Genomic DNA, 16,865 nt, shown 5'->3' on the forward strand with positions numbered 1-16,865 from the left:
ACAGGGCCCCGTACGTTCCGCGTACGGGGCCCTTCCAGCGGCCTAGAGTGTCGGGGACCGATCACGTGCCGTCTGAGATCTGAGGAACCAGTGCGCCGACTTGCCGGCCTTCTCGTCGTCCCCCTGCTGCTGCTGTCCACGGCGGCGTGCGGCGACGACAAGGCCTCCGACTCCGCCTCCAAGAACGGGTTTCCCGCGATCACCGCGGGAGCGAAGTTCGGCGAGAAGCCCACTCTCGCGAAGGGTGAGGGTAAACCACCCACGAAGCTGAAGACCGAAGTCATCAGCGAGGGGGACGGCATGACGCTGAAGACCGGCGACGCGGCCGAGGTCAACTACCTCGGGCAGGCGTGGGACTCCACCGAACCGTTCGATAACAGTTACGACCGCAAGCAGCTGCAAGGGGTCGCTCTCGGTACCGGAATGGTCATCCAGGGCTGGGAGCAGGGGCTGGTCGGCAAGAAGGTCGGCAGCCGTGTGCAGTTGGTCATCCCGCCGGACCTCGCCTACGGCGCGCAGGGCCAAGGGGACATCAAGCCGAACGCCACCCTCGTCTTCGTCGTGGACGTGGTGAGCGGGAAGACGATCCCGCAGTCCGCGAAGGGCAGCACGGTCGCCCAGGACAACATCGACCTGCCGAAGATCGGTGCCAACACCGACGGCAAGGCGCCCGAGGTCACGATCCCCAAGAGCGACCCGCCCAAGAAGCTGGTCTCCAGCTACATCATCGAGTCCGACGGGAAGGCCGTCGGGGAGAACGACACCCTCGTCGTGAAATACGAGGCGTACCTGTGGAAGGGTGCCAAGCAGTTCGACAGCACCTACAAGGCGGGCAAGGCGGTGGGTTTCCCGCTGGCCCAGATCAACGTCAAGGGGCTCAAGAGCGGCTTGGCCGGCAAGAAGATCGGCAGCCGCGTCCTGCTCGTCATCCCGCCGGACCAGGCCTTCGGTGACCAGGCCCAGCAGACCATCCCCGCCAACTCGACGCTCGTATGGACCATGGACATCCTGGCAAAGGTGTAAGACTGTCCCGGTTGCCCAGTTCATCGGTAAGAGGAGCAGTTCAGTGAGCATCGAGAAGCCCGAGATCGACTTCCCGGGTGGCGAGCCGCCGGCCGACCTGGAGATCAAGGACATCTGGGAGGGCGACGGACCGGTTGCCCAGGCGGGCCAGACCGTCTCCGTGCACTACGTCGGTGTGGCTTTCTCCACCGGCGAGGAGTTCGACGCCTCGTGGAACCGCGGCACCCCGCTGCAGTTCCAGCTCGGTGCCGGTCAGGTCATCGCCGGCTGGGACAAGGGCGTCCAGGGCATGAAGGTGGGCGGCCGTCGCCAGCTGACCATCCCCGCGCACCTCGCCTACGGCGACCGCGGCGCGGGCGGCGGCGCCATCGCCCCGGGCGAGACGCTGATCTTCGTCTGCGACCTCGTCGGCGTCTGATCCGTCCGTTTACAGCAGTCGGGGCCCGTGCCGCAAGGCACGGGCCCTCGCTTTGGTCCGGACACCCCGGGGCGGTACGGTCGACGGTCGGAGAGCATGTCGAGAAAGGGCGTCGATGGCGATTGCCAAGGCCGAACGGCTGATGAATCTGGCACTGTGTCTGCTGGGTACCCGGCGCCCGCTCAGCAAGCGTGAGCTCCGCGGATCGATCGAGGCCTACCTGGAGGCGGGCTCCGACGAATCCTTCAACAGGATGTTCGAGCGCGACAAGGACGATCTGCGCGAACTCGGCCTGATCATCGAAACCGTGGAGAACCTGGACGGCGACACCGGGTACCTGGCCCGCCGTGACAGCAACCGGCTGCCACCCATCACCCTGGACGCCGAGGAGGCCGCTGCCCTCGGCCTCGCCGCCAAGGTCTGGCAGCAGGCCCGGCTCGCGGGCGCGGCCAGCGGCGCCCTGCAGAAGCTGCGGGCCGCCGGCATGCCGGAGGCCGAGGACGCCTACGAGGTGCACAGCGCCCTCGAGCCCCGTATTCCGGTCCACGAGGCAGCCTTCGAGCCGCTGATGCTCGCCTGCCGGGACCGCCGCCCGGTCACCTTCGACTACCGCAAGGGCAACTCCGCCCGCCCCGAGCAGCGCCAGGTCGAGCCCTGGACGCTCGAGTGCTGGCGCGGCCACTGGTATCTGGCCGGCTGGGACCGCGGCCGGGGCGCCGAGCGCGTCTTCCGGCTGTCCCGGATCTCGGGCCGGGTCCGCTCGCGCGCGGGTGTCTTCACGGCCCCGGTCCCCGACGCCGTCACCGTCCGCGAGACCGTGGAGAGCTGGGCGGGGGAGACCGCAACCAGGACCGCCCGCATCAGACTGCGTACCGGCTCCGGCTACCCGCTGCGCTCCCGTGCGATATCCGTGAGGGAACTCGGCGACGGCTGGGACGAGTTGGAGATTCCGTACGGACACGGGCTGGACGCCTGGCTCGTGGAGTTCGGACCCGACGTGATCGTGAGTGAGCCCGCCGATCTGCGGGCCGACGTGATGGACCGGCTGCGCGCCGTGGCCAAGGACTGAGGGGGAGCCGTACTCGTGGCCACGAACGCGATCGACCAGACCCGGCGGATGCTCTCCCTCGTCACGTATCTGCGTGAGCGCCCCGGCGCCCACGTCCAGGACGTGGCCCGGGCCTTCGGGATCACCGAGGACGAACTGATCTCCGACCTCGACGTGCTTCCCATGTGCGGAACCAGCTTCCGCGGTGGTGACCTGCTGGACATCGACACCGACGGCGACCGGATCTGGTGGCACAACCCGGACGACGTCGCCGAGCCGCTGCGGCTCGCCGCCGACGAGGCGACCGCCCTGCTCGTCGCGGCCCGCGCCGTCGCCACGCTGCCCGGCCTGCGTGAGAGCGACCGGCAGGCGCTGGTGCGCGCGACCGCGAAGCTGGAGACGGCGGCGGGCGAGGTGGGGGCCGCCAGCTCGCGGCTCTCGGTCACCTTCGAGTCCGAGGGGGGTGTCTTCGCCGACGTGGACCGGGCGATCTCCGAGCGGCGCAGGCTCTGGCTGCGCTACTACTCGCCCGCGCGTGACGAGCTGACCGAGCGTGAGGTGGACCCGATCCGGCTGTTCGCCGTGGGCCACACCTATATGGAGGGCTGGTGTCGGCTCACCGAGGCGCGGCGTACGTTCCGGCTCGACCGGGTCGCCGAGATCAGGCTCCTCGACGCCCCGTCCGCCCCGCCCGAGCTGGAGCTGCGCGACCTCTCCGAGGGGCTGGTGCAGCCCGCCGCCGAGGATCCGGAGGTCGTGATCGAGGTCGGTCCCGGCGGCCGGTGGGTCGCCGAGTACTACCCGCACGACAGCGCGGAGGAACTTCCCGACGGCGGTCTACGGATCACGCTCCGCACCCCCGACCCGGCCTCCCTGCGCAGGCTCGCCCTGCGGCTGGGTGGCGAAGGACGCATCACCTCGCCCCCGGACCTGGCCGAGAGCGCCCGGCTGGCGGCGCGTGACGCACTGGCCGCCTACGACGGCGCGTTCTGAGAGGCGGCCACCGGTGCAGCGAGGAGACAGAGGTCATATGACCGCGATATCGGGCACGAAGACCGGACCCGTCACGGTCCCCGTACCCGACGCCGTACGCTTCCGGGCCGCCTGCCCGGACTGCCGTGAGCGGTTCGAGCTCGGGGCGGGAGCGCTGCGGCTGGCGATAGGAGCCAGCCGCCGTACGACCTTCTACTCCTTCACCTGCCCTGCGTGCGGTTCCGCGGTCCGCAAGCCTGCCGGGGAGCGCATCATCGAGCTCCTCAGCGGCGGCGGGGTGCGGACGCTGCGCCTGCACACCGCCCTGCGGTGACGAGAACCATCGAGGATCCGCCCATGTTCTGGCCCATGTTCGCCATCGCTCTGGGATTCGCCGGCCTGGCCGTGCTCGGCGTGCTGGCCGTCAAGGTCTTCGTCGAAGCACAGCGGCTCGCGGGACAGGTCGCCGCGACCACGCGGCAGATCAACCGAGCGGCAGAGGATCTCGAACGAGCGGCCGCCACCCTCGCCGATACGGGTGAGGCCCTGCGATAGCAGTGCGCGGCCTCCTGATTCATCGTTTCGGGGGGTACGCTGCTGGAGCGGCCCAGGCAGGGAGGTGTGGGCCGCAAGCGGGAGTACGCACGGGCATTGCCTCGCGTTTACCCCTGCGGGTTACGATCGCTGCCAGCGCGAAGGTCGGACATCTGTCCGGTCGGACGGATAGCGAACCCACCCTCCAGACGCCTCAGTGAGAAGGAAGTAGCACATGATCGGCAATCTGAAGCCCCTCGAGATCGTTCTGATCATCGCTGTCATCCTGCTGCTCTTCGGTGCCAAGAAGCTTCCCGACATGGCGCGTTCGCTCGGCAAGTCGGCCCGCATCCTCAAGAGCGAGGCCAAGGCCATGAAGAAGGACGACGCGGAGCCTGCGGCGCCCACCACCGAGACCGTCGCGGACACCACCGCACCCGCGGCCACCGCGCGCACGATCCAGGCCGCTCCGGGAGACGTCACCAGCTCCCGTCCGGTCAGCGAGGCCAAGCCCACCACCCAGAGCTGACAGCTGACCCGTACCACCGGACGCTGCCGCACGAGACGAGGGAAGTGGGTTGCTCAAGTCCGCCCGCAAGCAGGAGAAGGACGACGAGGGACGCATGCCCCTCCTCGATCACCTGCGTGAGCTGCGCAACCGGCTGCTGAAGTCGGTCCTGGCGATCGTGATCGCCGTGATCGTGGCGGCGTTCTTCCAGAAGGAGATCTTCGAGTTCCTGATGAAGCCGATCCTGGACTCGGTCGGCTGCAAGAACGGCGCTGTGACCATGATCAACGGTCGCCCCTGCGCGGAGATGACCACCAACGGTCTGCTGTCGCCGTTCACCATCGCGCTGAAGGTGTCCCTGATGGCAGGCGTGCTGGTGGCCACCCCGGTGTGGCTGTACCAGCTGTGGGGGTTCGTCGCCCCCGGCCTGCACAAGCAGGAGAAGCGCTACTCCGTCGCCTTCGTGGCGGCCGGGGTCCCGCTTTTCGTGGCCGGTGCCTACCTGGCGTACACGATCCTGCCGCAGACCGCCGAGATCATGCTCGGTTTCACACCCGACAACGTGAAGAACCTGCTGCCGCTGGACGACTTCCTGGACCTGATCACCCGCATGGTGCTCGTCTTCGGGCTGGCCTTCGAACTGCCGCTGCTGCTCATCCTGCTCAACATGACCGGCGTCCTGTCCGGTGCCCGCATGCTGCGCTGGTGGCGCGGGATGATCGTCGGGCTGACCGGGTTCGCGGCCATCGCCACGCCGGGCGGCGAGCCCATCTCGATGCTGCTGCTCGCGGGTCCGCTCGCGGTGCTCTACTTCGTCGCCGTCGGCTTCTCCCTGCTCAACGACAAGCGCAGGCGGCGCGGCAACCCGGACGCCGAGCTCGACGACGACGAGGCGTCCAAGCTGGACCTCACCCCCGAGGCCGTCGGTGAGATCGCGCCGGTGCCCACCCGGGCGGCGCTTCCCGAGCAGGCCGGCGGTGACGCGGACGGCGGCCGGTCGCATCGGCTCAATGGTTACGACGACATCACCTGACCTTGTAAGGTCCCGCGGGTGACCAGAGAGATCACCCTTTTCGTCAATCCCACCGCGGCAGGCGGCCGGGGCGCGCGTGCCGCGCAGCCGGCCGCTTCCGCTTTGCGGGACGCCGGCTTCTCCGTACGGACGGTTCTGGGCGAGGACGCCGACGACGCCCTGCGGCGGGCCCGCGAGGCCGTGGCGGCCGGGACCGGAGCGCTGATAGCCGTGGGCGGGGACGGCATGATGTCCCTTGCCCTGCAGGCCGTTGCCGGTACCTCGACACCCCTTGGCGTCGTGGCCGTGGGCACCGGCAACGACTTCGCCCGTGCCCTCGGACTGCCGGTCCGTGATCCGGCCGCCGCCGGACGGCTGGCCGCCGAGGCGCTCAAGGCCAGGACGGTGCGCGCGATCGACCTGGGGCGGGTCGGAGAGCGATGGTTCGGCTCCGTGCTGGCCACGGGCTTCGACTCGCGGGTCAACGACCGGGGGAACCGGATGCGCCGGGTCGGCGGGCGCTTCAAGTACGACCTCGCGATCCTCGCCGAGCTGGCCGCCTTCCGGCCGATCCCGTACCGCGTCAGGCTGGACGGCGGCCCGGTGGCCGAGATCGAGGCGGCACTGATCGCCGTGGGCAACGGGACGACGTACGGCGGTGGCATGCGGATCTGCGCCGACGCGGTCATGGACGACGGGCTCTTCGACGTCACCGTGGTCGGTGACTGCAGCCGGGCCACCCTGCTCAAGGTCTTCCCCAAGGTGTACAGGGGGACGCACCTCGGGCACCCGAAGGTCACCGTGCACCAGGTGTCCTCGATAGAGCTGGCCGCAGCCGGTGTCACGGCCTACGCGGACGGTGAGCCGCTCGGCGCGCTGCCGATCGACGCGACCTGCGTACCCGGCGCGGTCCGGGTCCTTGCACCGTGAAATAAAGATCGGGCTGACTGTCATACGAGGCGGGTAGGCTCGTATCAAGATGACAGAGGACCTCTCACCAGCTGAGCGATACCAGGCGTCCCGGGTCCGTGCGGCCGAGCAGGCCACGGCCCTCGGGCTCTTCCGCGAGATGTACGAATTCGGACTGGACCCGTTCCAGATCGAGGCATGTCAGGCCCTGGAGGCCGGCAAGGGGGTGCTGGTCGCGGCCCCCACCGGGTCGGGCAAGACGATCGTCGGTGAATTCGCCGTACACCTGGCCCTGCTGCAGGGCCGCAAGTGTTTCTACACCACGCCCATCAAGGCCCTGTCCAACCAGAAGTTCACCGATCTCGTCCGGCGCTACGGCGCGGACAAGGTCGGCCTGCTGACCGGTGACAACAGTGTCAACGCGGACGCACCCGTGGTCGTGATGACGACCGAGGTCCTGCGCAACATGCTGTACGCGGGCTCCCAGGCCCTCATCGGCCTCGGCCATGTGGTCATGGACGAGGTGCACTACCTCTCCGACCGCTTCAGGGGCGCCGTGTGGGAGGAAGTGATCATCCACCTGCCGGAGTCCGTGACGCTGGTGTCGCTGTCGGCCACCGTGTCCAACGCCGAGGAGTTCGGCGACTGGCTGGACACCGTCCGCGGCGACACCCAGGTGATCGTCTCCGAGCACCGGCCCGTGCCGCTGTGGCAGCACGTCATGGCCGGACGCCGGATGTACGACCTCTTCGAGGAGGAGACGGACCACGGCGGCCGGGGCACCGGCCGGCGCGAGGTCAACCCCGACCTCGTCCGGCTCGCCCGGATGGAGAACCAGCGCGGATACAACCCGCGCGAGCGCCGGCGGGGGAAGATGGTCCGCGAGGCGGACCGGGAGCGTGAGCGGCGTCAGCGCAGCCGGATCTGGACCCCGTCCCGGCCCGAGGTCATCGACCGGCTCGATGCCGAAGGGCTGCTGCCCGCCATCACGTTCATCTTCAGCCGGGCCGGCTGTCAGGCGGCCGTGCAGCAGTGCCTGCAGGCCGGGCTGCGGCTGAACGACGAGGACAAACGCCGTCTGGTGCGGGAGATCGTCGAGGAGCGGACCGCGTCCATCCCCGGCGAGGACCTGCACGTCCTCGGCTACTACGAGTGGCTCGAAGGTCTGGAGCGGGGCATCGCCGCGCACCACGCCGGGATGCTGCCGACCTTCAAGGAGGTCGTGGAGGAGCTGTTCGTCCGGGGTCTGGTCAAGGCGGTCTTCGCGACCGAGACGCTGGCGCTCGGCATCAACATGCCCGCGCGTTCCGTGGTGCTCGAGAAGCTCGTCAAGTGGAACGGCGAGCAGCACGCCGACATCACGCCCGGCGAATACACCCAGCTGACCGGGCGGGCCGGTCGCCGTGGCATCGACGTCGAGGGCCACGCAGTCGTCCTGTGGCAGCGAGGCATGGACCCCGGCGCGCTCGCCGGACTCGCGGGGACGCGTACGTATCCGCTGCGCTCCAGCTTCCGGCCCTCGTACAACATGGCCGTCAATCTCGTGCAACAGTTCGGCCGGCATCGCTCGCGTGAGCTGCTCGAGACCTCCTTCGCGCAGTTCCAGGCCGACCGGTCCGTCGTCGGGATCTCCCGCCAGGTCCAGCGCAACGAGGAGGGCCTTTCCGGCTACAGGAAGGGCATGACCTGTCATCTCGGTGACTTCGAGGAGTACGCGCGGCTGCGCCGCGACCTCAAGGACCGCGAGACGGAGCTGGCCAAGCAGGGCGCGGCTCAGCGGCGGGTCGCCGCGGCCTCGTCCCTCGAGAAGCTGAAGCCGGGTGACGTCATCCACGTGCCCACCGGCAAATTCGCCGGACTCGCGCTGGTCCTCGACCCGGGGCTGCCGGCGGGGCGGACGAACGGCCATCGCGGGCTGGAGTACCACGACGGGCCGCGTCCGCTGGTGCTGACCGCCGAGCGGCAGGTCAAGCGGCTGGCCCAGATCGACTTCCCGGTGCCGGTCGAGTCGCTGGAGCGAATGCGGGTGCCCAAGTCGTTCAACCCGCGCTCACCCCAGTCCCGCCGCGACCTGGCCTCCGCCCTGCGGAGCAAGGCGGGGCACATCGACCCGGGACGGCACCGCAAGCAGCGGGCCGCCGCGGCCGATGACCGGGAGATCGCCCGGCTCCGCACGGAGCTGCGCGCCCACCCCTGCCACGGATGCGACGAGCGCGAGGACCACGCCCGCTGGGCCGAGCGCTATCACCGGCTGCAGCGCGACACCCGGCAGCTGGAGAACCGCATCGAGGGCCGGACGAACACCATCGCCCGGACCTTCGACCGTATCGTCGCGCTCCTCACCGAGCTCGACTATCTGCGGGGCAACGAGGTCACCGACAACGGCCGGCGACTGGCACGGCTCTATGGAGAGCTCGACCTGCTGGCCAGCGAATGCCTGCGGGACGGCGTATGGGAAGGGCTCAACCCCGCCGAACTCGCCGCGTGCGTGTCCGCGCTGGTCTACGAGGCGCGCCAGGCCGACGACGCGGTCGCACCCAAGCTGCCCTCCGGGCCGGCGAAGGCCGCGATGGGCGAGATGGTCCGCATCTGGGGTCGCCTCGACGCCCTGGAGGAGGACTTCAAGATCAGCCAGACGGAAGGGGTCGGCCAGCGCGAGCCCGACCTCGGCTTCGCCTGGGCGGTCTACATGTGGGCCTCCGGGCGGACGCTGGACGAGGTGCTGCGCGAGGCGGAGATGCCGGCCGGCGACTTCGTGCGGTGGTGCAAGCAGGTGATCGACGTACTCGGCCAGATCGCGGCCGCCGCGCCCCGGGACGGGAGTTCGGTCGCGAAGAACGCCCACAAGGCCGTCGACGCGGTGCTGCGGGGCGTGGTGGCGTACAGCTCCGTGGGGTGAGAGGGCGCAGGGTGACCGGATGACGTGAGCCGACGAGTGGCCACAGGCGAACAAGTGCCTGTGGCCACTCCTGAGATCCTCCCGTCAGGTCTTCTTGTTGTTCATGATCGAGAGTCCCGCGCAGGCTGCCCCCAGCACGATCGCCAGACCACCGACGATGACGTTGTTGAGGATGACGCCCGTGTCCGGGCTCTGTCCCACGACCCACGTCGACACGATGAGCCATGCGCCCAGGGCGACGATGGCCATGCTCATCCCGGTCATCCGTTCGGGCATGGCGGTGAAGCAGAGCGCCAGCACGGCTATCGCGATTCCGATGACCAGGTTGTGTGTCACCAGGGAGGGCTGGCTCGCGGTGAAGTCAAGCACCCATGGCGAGACGGCGCAGTACAGGCCGAGCAGAAACAGCGGTGCGTCCGCACCCGCCGTGGTACGGCGACCGCCGACCACGCGGTCGTGGCGCGCCCTCATTTCTTCGGCATCGGGGTGACCGGAGATGTCCCTTCCGGTGTGCGAGATGTTGCTCATGAGGATGTTCTCCTTCGCACTTGCTGGAGCGACCGCGTTCGGGAGTCACGGTCATCAGCTCTCCCGACCAGTGTGCTCTTATATGCCCCTTATGTGTAGTTTTCCGGTCGGCTAAATCCTGCGCTTCCATCGAGCCCCCTCGACCGCGCCGACAGTGCGAGCCCCGGGGTCCGGGCTTCTCCGGTCGGGACGTTGCCGGCTTGAGTCGGCCGGGGCTCTACGGGGGACATGCGCAAAACCCGGTCGTCGTCCAGGGCGGCGACCGGGTTCCGGGGGCGCGAAGGGCTTATGCGGCGCTCTCCTGCTCGCGCTCCACCTGCTCGTTCCACTCGCGCTTGACCGCGCGCCACGTGTCGTCGTTCTGGCCCAGGCGCCAGTAACCCGAGATCGACAGCTGCTGGAGAGGGATGCCGCGCTCCAGTCGAAGGTGGCGCCGGAGCTCCTTCACGAAACCGGCCTCGCCATGGACGAAGGCCTGCACCTCGCCCTCGGGGAACTCCAGCCCGCTCACCGCCGCGACGAGAGACTCACCGACCGGGCGGTCACCGCGGTGCAGCCAGGTGACCGACACACCCTCCGGAGTCACGAGCTTCTGCTCCTCCGCGGCATCCGGCACCTCCACGAAGGCGTGCGCCGGCGCGCCCTCCGGCATGTGTTCCAGCGCTGCGGCGATGGCGGGCAGGGCGCTCTCGTCGCCCACCAGCAGATGCCAGTCGGCCGAGGCCTTCGGCACGTAACCGCCGCCGGGCCCCAGGAACGTCACCTGGTCGCCGGGCTGGGCACGCGCCGCCCAGGGGCCCGCCAGGCCCTCGTCGCCGTGCACCACGAAATCGACCGCGAGCTCCCGGGCGCGGGGGTCCCAGGAGCGCACCGTGTACGTGCGGGTGGTGGGCCACAGCTCACGCGGGTACTCCTCGCGGATCCTGGTCATGTCGAAGGGGTGGCCGTAGTCCGCGCCCTCCGGGGCGAAGCACAGCTTGATGTAGTGGTCGGTGTAGCCCGCGAGGGTGAAGTCGGCCAGGCCGTCGCCACCGAGGATCACGCGCACCATGTGCGGGGTGATCTGCTCGGTGCGCAGAACCTGCGCCCCCTGTGCCTTCGGTGTCCGGCGTTGCGGCCGCTCTGCCACGAGGGTCTCCCTGCTGTCGGCACATGGAACGTACTACGTAGTTAGGGTTACCTAAGCTAGCACCTTCATGTCTGGAGTGTGAGAAGCAGGCGCTGCAGTGCGTTCCCCAGTCCCCACCGTGTCGCGAGGGCCTCCAGGGCCGCCGGGTCGCGCGGTTCGCGGGGGAGTGCGGGGTCGAACCCCGGAAGGGGGACGTCGTCGGCGACGCGGACGACCTTCGGGGCGACCGCCACATAGGCCCTGGCCTCGTCCAGTCGCTTGCGTTGGGACGGGGTCAGCCGGGCGGCGGGATCGTCCACCGCTGCCATGATCCCGGCCAGGTCGCCGAAGGCGTCCAGCAGCTTCGCCGCCGTCTTCTCGCCGATGCCGGGTACCCCCGGCAGTCCGTCGCTCGGGTCGCCGCGCAGCAGGGCCAGGTCGACGTACCCGCTGCCGTTCACGCCGTATTTCCCGCGCAGCCAGGCCTCGTCCGTCACCTGGAGCGTCCCCACGCCCTTCAGCGGGTAGAGCACGCGCACCCCGCGGGCGTCGTCGACCAGCTGGTACAGATCGCGGTCGCCGGTCACGATGTCCACGGGGCCGGTGGCCTGCCCGGCCAGCGTGCCGATCACATCGTCCGCCTCGTACGGGGAGACGCCCACCCGGGCGATGCCGAGGGCGTCCAGCACGTCCTCGATCACCGGGACCTGCGGGGAGAGGGTGTCGGGGACCTCCTCCTCGTCGGGCAGCCCTCCGGCGGTCTCGACGGCCACCCGGTGCGCCTTGTAGGTCGGAATCAGGTCGACCCGCCACTGAGGGCGCCAGTCCGCGTCCATGCAGGCGACCAGGTCGTCCGGCTGATGGTCCTGCACGAGTCTGGCGATGAAGTCGAGCAGGCCGCGCACGGCGTTCACCGGGGTGCCGTCCGGTGCGCGCACCGAGTCCGGGACGCCGAAATAGGCGCGGAAGTAGAGGGAAGCGGTGTCGAGGAGCATCAGGCGTCGCGTCACACCCCGATCATGCCGCACCCCACCGACACGCCCGGGCCGACGGGCGTGCGGTTCCCGTGTTCATGGGCTTCCGAAGTGAACTGGGTCACACAAGTGTTTGGTTTGCGTAAGCGGGGGCAGGCGCGGCACCGGAGCGGACCACGTCCATTTCGCAACGGGTGCACGTGCTCTGCGGACCGACTCCGCACCGCTCCACGGTCTGCCGGAGGCGGTGGCAGACCGTTTCGGTTCAACGCGTGAGGTGTATGTGTCAAGGCTGCAAGCGGAACACCTGTACAAGGTGTTCGGCAGACGACCCGATCAAGCCGTGCAGAAGCTGGAGAACGGTACCCACCGCGACGAACTGCGCGCCGACGGAACGACCGCAGCGGTGATCGACGCCTCGTTCACCGTGGAACCGGGCCAGATCTTCGTCGTCATGGGACTCTCCGGATCGGGAAAGTCCACATTGCTGCGGATGCTCAACGGTCTGCTGGAGCCGACTGCCGGCCGGGTGCTGTTCGACGGTCAGGACCTGACCGCCCTCAGCCCCCGTGAGCTGCGCACCGTCCGCTCCACCAAGATCAGCATGGTCTTCCAGCACTTCGCGCTGTTCCCCCACAGGAGCGTGCTCGAGAACGCCGCGTACGGCCTCGAGGTGCAGGGCGTCGCGCGTGTCGCGCGGGAGGCACGCGCCGCCGAGGCGCTGCAGATGACCGGACTCGCCGGCTGGGAGAAGTCCTGGCCCGACGAGCTGTCCGGCGGCATGCAGCAGCGTGTGGGCCTGGCCCGCGCGCTCGCGACCGACGCAGACCTGCTGCTGATGGACGAGTCCTTCAGCGCGCTCGACCCGCTGATCCGGCGCGACATGCAGGACCAGCTCCTCGAACTCCAGAAGCGGCTGAAGAAGACCATCGTCTTCATCACCCACGACCTCAACGAGGCCATGCGCCTCGGCGACCGTATCGCTGTGATGCGGGACGGCGATATCGTCCAGCAGGGCACCGCCGAGGACATCCTTGTCCGGCCGTCCAACGACTACGTCGCGTCCTTCATCCAGGACGTCGACCGCTCCCGGGTGCTCACCGCCGGCTCGATCATGGAGGCGCCCGAAGCCGGGCGCTCCGACGAGGACCTGATGGCCGACGCTCCCGCGACGGTGTCCGCCGACACGCCCATAGCCGAGCTCTTCACCCCCTGCTCCACCAGTGGGGTCGCCGTGGCCGTCACCGACGAGGACGGCGGCGTCATCGGTGTCGTGCCGCGCAGCCGGCTGCTCGCCGCGCTCGGCGAGGAACCGCAGGTCGAGGCCGCGGTCCCGGCCCAGCGCGACATCAAGAAGGTGAACGCCGGTGCCTAGGCTCTCCTTCGGTGCGTGGGTCGAGGACGCGGTCGACTGGCTCCAGTCGAACCTCACCTGGATCTTCGACGCCATCAAGACCGTGCTCGGCGGCATGTACGACGGTGTGAACGCCGTACTGAGCGGCGGTGAGCCCCTGCTGATGGCCGGGATCTTCGCCGTCATCGCGTTCTGGCTGCGCGGCGTGTTCCCCGCCGTGCTCACCTTCGCCGGCTTCGCGCTCATCGACTCCCTCGCCCTCTGGGACGAGGCGATGGCCACCCTCTCGCTGGTGGTCGTGGCAGCCGTCATCACGATCGTGATCGCGGTGCCCACCGGTATCTGGGCGGCGCGCAACAACAGGGTCAGCGCCGCGCTGCGGCCGGTGCTCGACGTCATGCAGACGATGCCTGCCTTCGTCTACCTGATCCCGGGCGTCATGTTCTTCGGCGTCGGCGTCACCCCCGGCGTGATCGCCACCATCGTCTTCGCGATGCCGCCCGGCGTCCGGATGACCGAGCTCGGCATCCGCCAGGTCGACGGCGAGCTGGTCGAGGCGGCCCAGGCCTTCGGCACCACGCCCAAGCACACCCTTACCCGGGTGCAGCTGCCGCTCGCCCTGCCGACGATCATGGCCGGAATCAACCAGGTCATCATGCTGGCCCTGTCGATGGTCGTCATCGGCGGCATGGCCGGCGCCGGCGGCCTCGGTGAGAAGGTCTACGCGGCGATCACCCAGCTCCAGGTCGGCCTCGCCGCCGAGAGCGGGATCGCCGTCGTCATCCTCGCCATGTACCTGGACCGGATGACCGGTGCGCTCAACGAGCGGGTCTCACCGCTCGGCCGCCGCGCCGCCGCCAAGGTCGCCGCCGGTGCGCGGCGGCTCAAGTTCGCGCACTACAAGCCGGGAACCGCCGTCGCCATGACCGGTGTCGTCGTCCTCGCGCTCGTCGCGGGCGGCCTCAACATCGCCGGTTCCGGCGACTCGAAGGCCGCTCAGGCCGACAGCGCGGACGTCGGCAAGGGCCAGAAGATCAACATGGGCTACATCCCCTGGGACGAGGGCATCGCCTCCACCTACCTGTGGAAGGAGATCCTGGAGCAGCGCGGGTACGAGACCGGGATCACCCAGCTCGACGCCGGTCCGCTCTACTCCGGCGTCGCCCGCGGTGACATCGACTTCCAGACGGACTCCTGGCTGCCGACGACGCACAAGGACTACTGGGACAAGTACAGCGACGACCTGGACGACCTGGGCGCCTGGTACGGGCCCACGTCGCTGGAGCTGACGGTTCCGTCGTACGTCAAGGGCATCGACTCGCTGGCGGACCTCAAGGGCCAGGGCAAGAAGTTCGATGGCAAGATCATCGGCATCGAGGCCAGCGCCGGGATGATGGGCACCCTCAACAAGAAGGTGCTCAAGGAGTACGGCCTGGAGGGCGAGTACGAAGTCGTCTCCTCCAGCACCTCCTCGATGCTGGCCGAGCTGAACGCCTCCATCAAGAAGAAGGAGCCGGTCGTGGTGACCCTGTGGTCGCCGCACTGGGCCTACGGCAAGCACGACCTGAAGAAGCTCGAGGACCCGAAGGGTGCCTGGGGCAAGGGCGAAGAAGTGCACACCGTCGCCCACAAGGGCTTCGCGGAGAAGGCACCCGCCGTCGCGGACTGGCTGAAGAACTTCGAGCTCACCGAGAAGCAGCTCACCAGCCTCGAGAACGAGATCCAGGAAGCGGGCCAGGGCCAGGAGCAGGACGGCGTCCGCACCTGGCTCAAGAAGAACCCGGGCCTCGTCGACCGGCTGGCCCCGCTGCCCGGAGGACCGCAGCAGCAGGGCAAGGACGCGGGCAAGACCGTCAACATGGGGTACTTCCCGTGGGACGAGGCCATTGCCAGCACCTACCTCTGGCAGAACGTGCTGGAGGACCGGGGTTACAGGACGACCGTCAAGCAGCTCGACCCGGGCCCGCTCTACACCGGGCTCGCTCAGGGGCAGCTGGACGTCCAGTTCGACTCCTGGCTGCCGACCACGCACAAGGACTACTGGGACCGGTACAAGAACAACCTCACCGATCTCGGTTCCTGGTACGGGCCGACCTCACTGGAGCTGACGGTTCCGTCGTACGTCAAGGGCATCGACTCGCTGGCGGACCTCAAGGGCCAGGGCAAGAAGTTCGACGGCAAGATCATCGGCATCGAGTCGAGCGCCGGGATGATGGGCACGCTCAACAAGAAGGTGCTCAAGGAGTACGGCCTCGACGGTGAGTACGAGGTGGTCTCCTCCAGCACCTCGTCGATGCTGGCCGAGCTGAACCGGTCGATCAAGAAGAAGGAGCCGGTCGTGGTGACCCTGTGGTCGCCGCACTGGGCCTACGGCCAGCACGACCTGAAGAAGCTCGAGGACCCGAAGGGTGCCTGGGGCAAGGGCGAGCAGATCCACACGGTCGCCAAGAAGGACTTCGCCAAGGACTTCCCGGAGCTGACCGGATGGCTGAAGGACTTCGAGCTCAGCGAGGCGCAGCTGGCCTCGCTCGAGGTGGAGATGCAGAAGGGCGGCGCAGGCAAGGAGAAGGAGTCGGCCCGCCGCTGGATGGACGCCAACCCGGACGTGGTGGCGAAGATGGCCCCCGTCGTCGGCTGACCCGCTGATCCACGCACCCCCGCCATGACGAAGGGGACGGCCCCGGTAGCGAACCGGAGCCGTCCCCTTCAGGCTGGTCGGAGAGTCCCGGCCGTCCCCGTCCGCCGGCTTCCCCTCCGCCGCGCGAAGGACATGCGTAGGGTGCTGGCAACCGGGAGGATGACGATCCGGGGAGGGAGCCGGACATGGACGAAAAGGAAGCCCTTCGAGTGGGTGCCGCGGTTCGCCGACGCCGCAGGACCCTCGGGCTCACCCTGGCCGCGGTGGCCGGGCGCAGCGGGCTGTCCGTACCGTTCCTCAGCCAGATCGAGAACGAACGGGCCAGACCCAGCCCCCGGTCCCTGGGCCGGGTGGCGGAGGCGCTGGAGACCACGACCGAGCGGCTGCGGGCCGCGGCGGACTCGGCACGCGCCGTGGATGTCGTACGGGCGGCCGACGAAGACGGCGTGCGCAGGCTGGTGCGCGGACGCCACCAGCTCAGCGCGCTGGAGTTCATCGGCGAGCAGGACCTCGGGCGCGAGTTCCAGCACCGCAACGACGAGGTGATGTACGTCGTGGAGGGCGCCGTCGAGGTCGAGGCCGAAGGGCAGGCCCACCGGCTGGGCAGGGGCGACTCTCTCTTCCTCTCCGGCGGGGTCCGGCACCGGTGGCGGGCGACCGTCCCGGGCACGCGGCTGCTGGTGGTCTCGGTCGCCGAGCACATCGACGCGACGTACGACTCGCGCCGCTGACGGGGAGTGGCGTCACCTCACGTGGTGCGGCGCCACCGGCCGTAGCGGCCGGCGCCCTGCGAGCAGCACGCCGCTGAACAGCCCGCCCAGCGTTCGTACGCCGGCGACCGCCCAGGAGGTCACCAGCAGCGCGTAGCGCGCCACGGCCGGCCAGGTGAACGCGTCCAGCCCGGTGTGCCGGGCCAGCCCCGCCGCGCCGGCGCGACAGC

Annotated in this window: 16 protein-coding genes and 1 pseudogene; 13 read left to right on the plus strand and 4 right to left on the minus strand. The window is 69.3% G+C overall.

The window, feature by feature from the left end; genetic code table 11:
* Positions 1-90 precede the first annotated feature (90 nt).
* From ACWD04_RS24105 to ACWD04_RS24150, 10 genes are all read left to right on the plus strand, one after another.
* On the plus strand, positions 91-1,023 hold the full coding sequence (locus ACWD04_RS24105) for an FKBP-type peptidyl-prolyl cis-trans isomerase (RefSeq protein WP_451135143.1): 933 nt from the start codon (positions 91-93) through the stop codon (positions 1,021-1,023).
* A gap of 43 nt (positions 1,024-1,066) precedes the next feature.
* Entirely contained in the window at positions 1,067-1,441 is a 375-nt protein-coding gene (locus ACWD04_RS24110; protein WP_356740094.1) for an FKBP-type peptidyl-prolyl cis-trans isomerase, read from the plus strand.
* 115 nt (positions 1,442-1,556) lie between these two features.
* Positions 1,557-2,510 (plus strand): helix-turn-helix transcriptional regulator, encoded by a 954-nt coding sequence (locus tag ACWD04_RS24115; RefSeq protein ID WP_451135145.1) that lies wholly within the window; start codon positions 1,557-1,559, stop codon positions 2,508-2,510.
* 15 nt (positions 2,511-2,525) lie between these two features.
* Positions 2,526-3,482, plus strand: a complete 957-nt coding sequence (locus tag ACWD04_RS24120) for a helix-turn-helix transcriptional regulator (RefSeq protein ID WP_451135147.1) — start codon at positions 2,526-2,528, stop codon at positions 3,480-3,482.
* Positions 3,483-3,519: 37 nt separating this feature from the next.
* Positions 3,520-3,795, plus strand: coding sequence for a hypothetical protein (locus tag ACWD04_RS24125; protein ID WP_451135149.1), 276 nt, complete (start codon positions 3,520-3,522; stop codon positions 3,793-3,795).
* 23 nt (positions 3,796-3,818) lie between these two features.
* Entirely contained in the window at positions 3,819-4,016 is a 198-nt protein-coding gene (locus tag ACWD04_RS24130; protein ID WP_451135151.1) for a hypothetical protein, read from the plus strand.
* A gap of 214 nt (positions 4,017-4,230) precedes the next feature.
* On the plus strand, positions 4,231-4,524 hold the full coding sequence (tatA, locus tag ACWD04_RS24135; RefSeq protein WP_451135153.1) for a Sec-independent protein translocase subunit TatA: 294 nt from the start codon (positions 4,231-4,233) through the stop codon (positions 4,522-4,524).
* Positions 4,525-4,573: 49 nt separating this feature from the next.
* Positions 4,574-5,536, plus strand: coding sequence for a twin-arginine translocase subunit TatC (gene tatC / locus ACWD04_RS24140; protein WP_451135155.1), 963 nt, complete (start codon positions 4,574-4,576; stop codon positions 5,534-5,536).
* An 18-nt stretch (positions 5,537-5,554) separates the two neighbouring features.
* On the plus strand, positions 5,555-6,445 hold the full coding sequence (locus tag ACWD04_RS24145; protein WP_451135157.1) for a YegS/Rv2252/BmrU family lipid kinase: 891 nt from the start codon (positions 5,555-5,557) through the stop codon (positions 6,443-6,445).
* 49 nt (positions 6,446-6,494) lie between these two features.
* Positions 6,495-9,323, plus strand: a complete 2,829-nt coding sequence (locus tag ACWD04_RS24150; protein ID WP_451135159.1) for a DEAD/DEAH box helicase — start codon at positions 6,495-6,497, stop codon at positions 9,321-9,323.
* Between the two features lie 84 nt (positions 9,324-9,407).
* Here ACWD04_RS24150 and ACWD04_RS24155 read toward each other — a convergent pair whose 3' ends face one another.
* From ACWD04_RS24155 to ACWD04_RS24165, 3 genes are all read right to left on the minus strand, one after another.
* Complete coding sequence (locus ACWD04_RS24155) at positions 9,408-9,851, minus strand: SPW repeat protein (protein ID WP_451135161.1); 444 nt, start codon at positions 9,849-9,851, stop codon at positions 9,408-9,410.
* A gap of 286 nt (positions 9,852-10,137) precedes the next feature.
* Entirely contained in the window at positions 10,138-10,980 is an 843-nt protein-coding gene (locus ACWD04_RS24160) for a siderophore-interacting protein (protein WP_451135163.1), read from the minus strand.
* A 65-nt stretch (positions 10,981-11,045) separates the two neighbouring features.
* Complete coding sequence (locus tag ACWD04_RS24165; protein WP_451135297.1) at positions 11,046-11,954, minus strand: 5'-3' exonuclease; 909 nt, start codon at positions 11,952-11,954, stop codon at positions 11,046-11,048.
* Positions 11,955-12,216: 262 nt separating this feature from the next.
* Between ACWD04_RS24165 and ACWD04_RS24170 the strand changes: the two genes are divergently transcribed.
* From ACWD04_RS24170 to ACWD04_RS24180, 3 genes are all read left to right on the plus strand, one after another.
* Positions 12,217-13,308 (plus strand): quaternary amine ABC transporter ATP-binding protein, encoded by a 1,092-nt coding sequence (locus ACWD04_RS24170; protein WP_451135165.1) that lies wholly within the window; start codon positions 12,217-12,219, stop codon positions 13,306-13,308.
* Entirely contained in the window at positions 13,301-15,925 is a 2,625-nt protein-coding gene (locus tag ACWD04_RS24175) for an ABC transporter permease/substrate binding protein (protein WP_451135167.1), read from the plus strand. The genes ACWD04_RS24170 and ACWD04_RS24175 overlap by 8 nt, the downstream gene beginning before the upstream one ends.
* Positions 15,926-16,110: 185 nt before the next feature.
* On the plus strand, positions 16,111-16,656 hold the full coding sequence (locus tag ACWD04_RS24180) for a helix-turn-helix domain-containing protein (RefSeq protein WP_451135169.1): 546 nt from the start codon (positions 16,111-16,113) through the stop codon (positions 16,654-16,656).
* Positions 16,657-16,668: 12 nt separating this feature from the next.
* Here the strand turns inward: ACWD04_RS24180 and ACWD04_RS24185 are convergent.
* A pseudogene (locus ACWD04_RS24185) lies at positions 16,669-16,863 on the minus strand (C4-dicarboxylate ABC transporter); the annotation flags it as partial.
* Between the last annotated feature and the right edge of the window lie 2 nt (positions 16,864-16,865).

The sequence above is a fragment of the Streptomyces sp. NPDC002911 genome (assembly GCF_053591835.1).

Bases quoted from the DNA above. Each gene is read 5' to 3' on its own strand.
- ACWD04_RS24130 (WP_451135151.1), top strand. From the start codon at position 3,819: ATGTTCTGGCCCATGTTCGCCATCGCTCTGGGATTCGCCGGCCTGGCC.
- ACWD04_RS24115 (WP_451135145.1), top strand. From the start codon at position 1,557: ATGGCGATTGCCAAGGCCGAACGGCTGATGAATCTGGCACTGTGTCTG.
- ACWD04_RS24180 (WP_451135169.1), top strand. From the start codon at position 16,111: ATGGACGAAAAGGAAGCCCTTCGAGTGGGTGCCGCGGTTCGCCGACGC.
- ACWD04_RS24165 (WP_451135297.1), bottom strand. From the start codon at position 11,954: ATGCTCCTCGACACCGCTTCCCTCTACTTCCGCGCCTATTTCGGCGTC.
- tatA (WP_451135153.1), top strand. From the start codon at position 4,231: ATGATCGGCAATCTGAAGCCCCTCGAGATCGTTCTGATCATCGCTGTC.
- ACWD04_RS24155 (WP_451135161.1), bottom strand. From the start codon at position 9,851: ATGAGCAACATCTCGCACACCGGAAGGGACATCTCCGGTCACCCCGAT.
- ACWD04_RS24125 (WP_451135149.1), top strand. From the start codon at position 3,520: ATGACCGCGATATCGGGCACGAAGACCGGACCCGTCACGGTCCCCGTA.
- ACWD04_RS24150 (WP_451135159.1), top strand. From the start codon at position 6,495: ATGACAGAGGACCTCTCACCAGCTGAGCGATACCAGGCGTCCCGGGTC.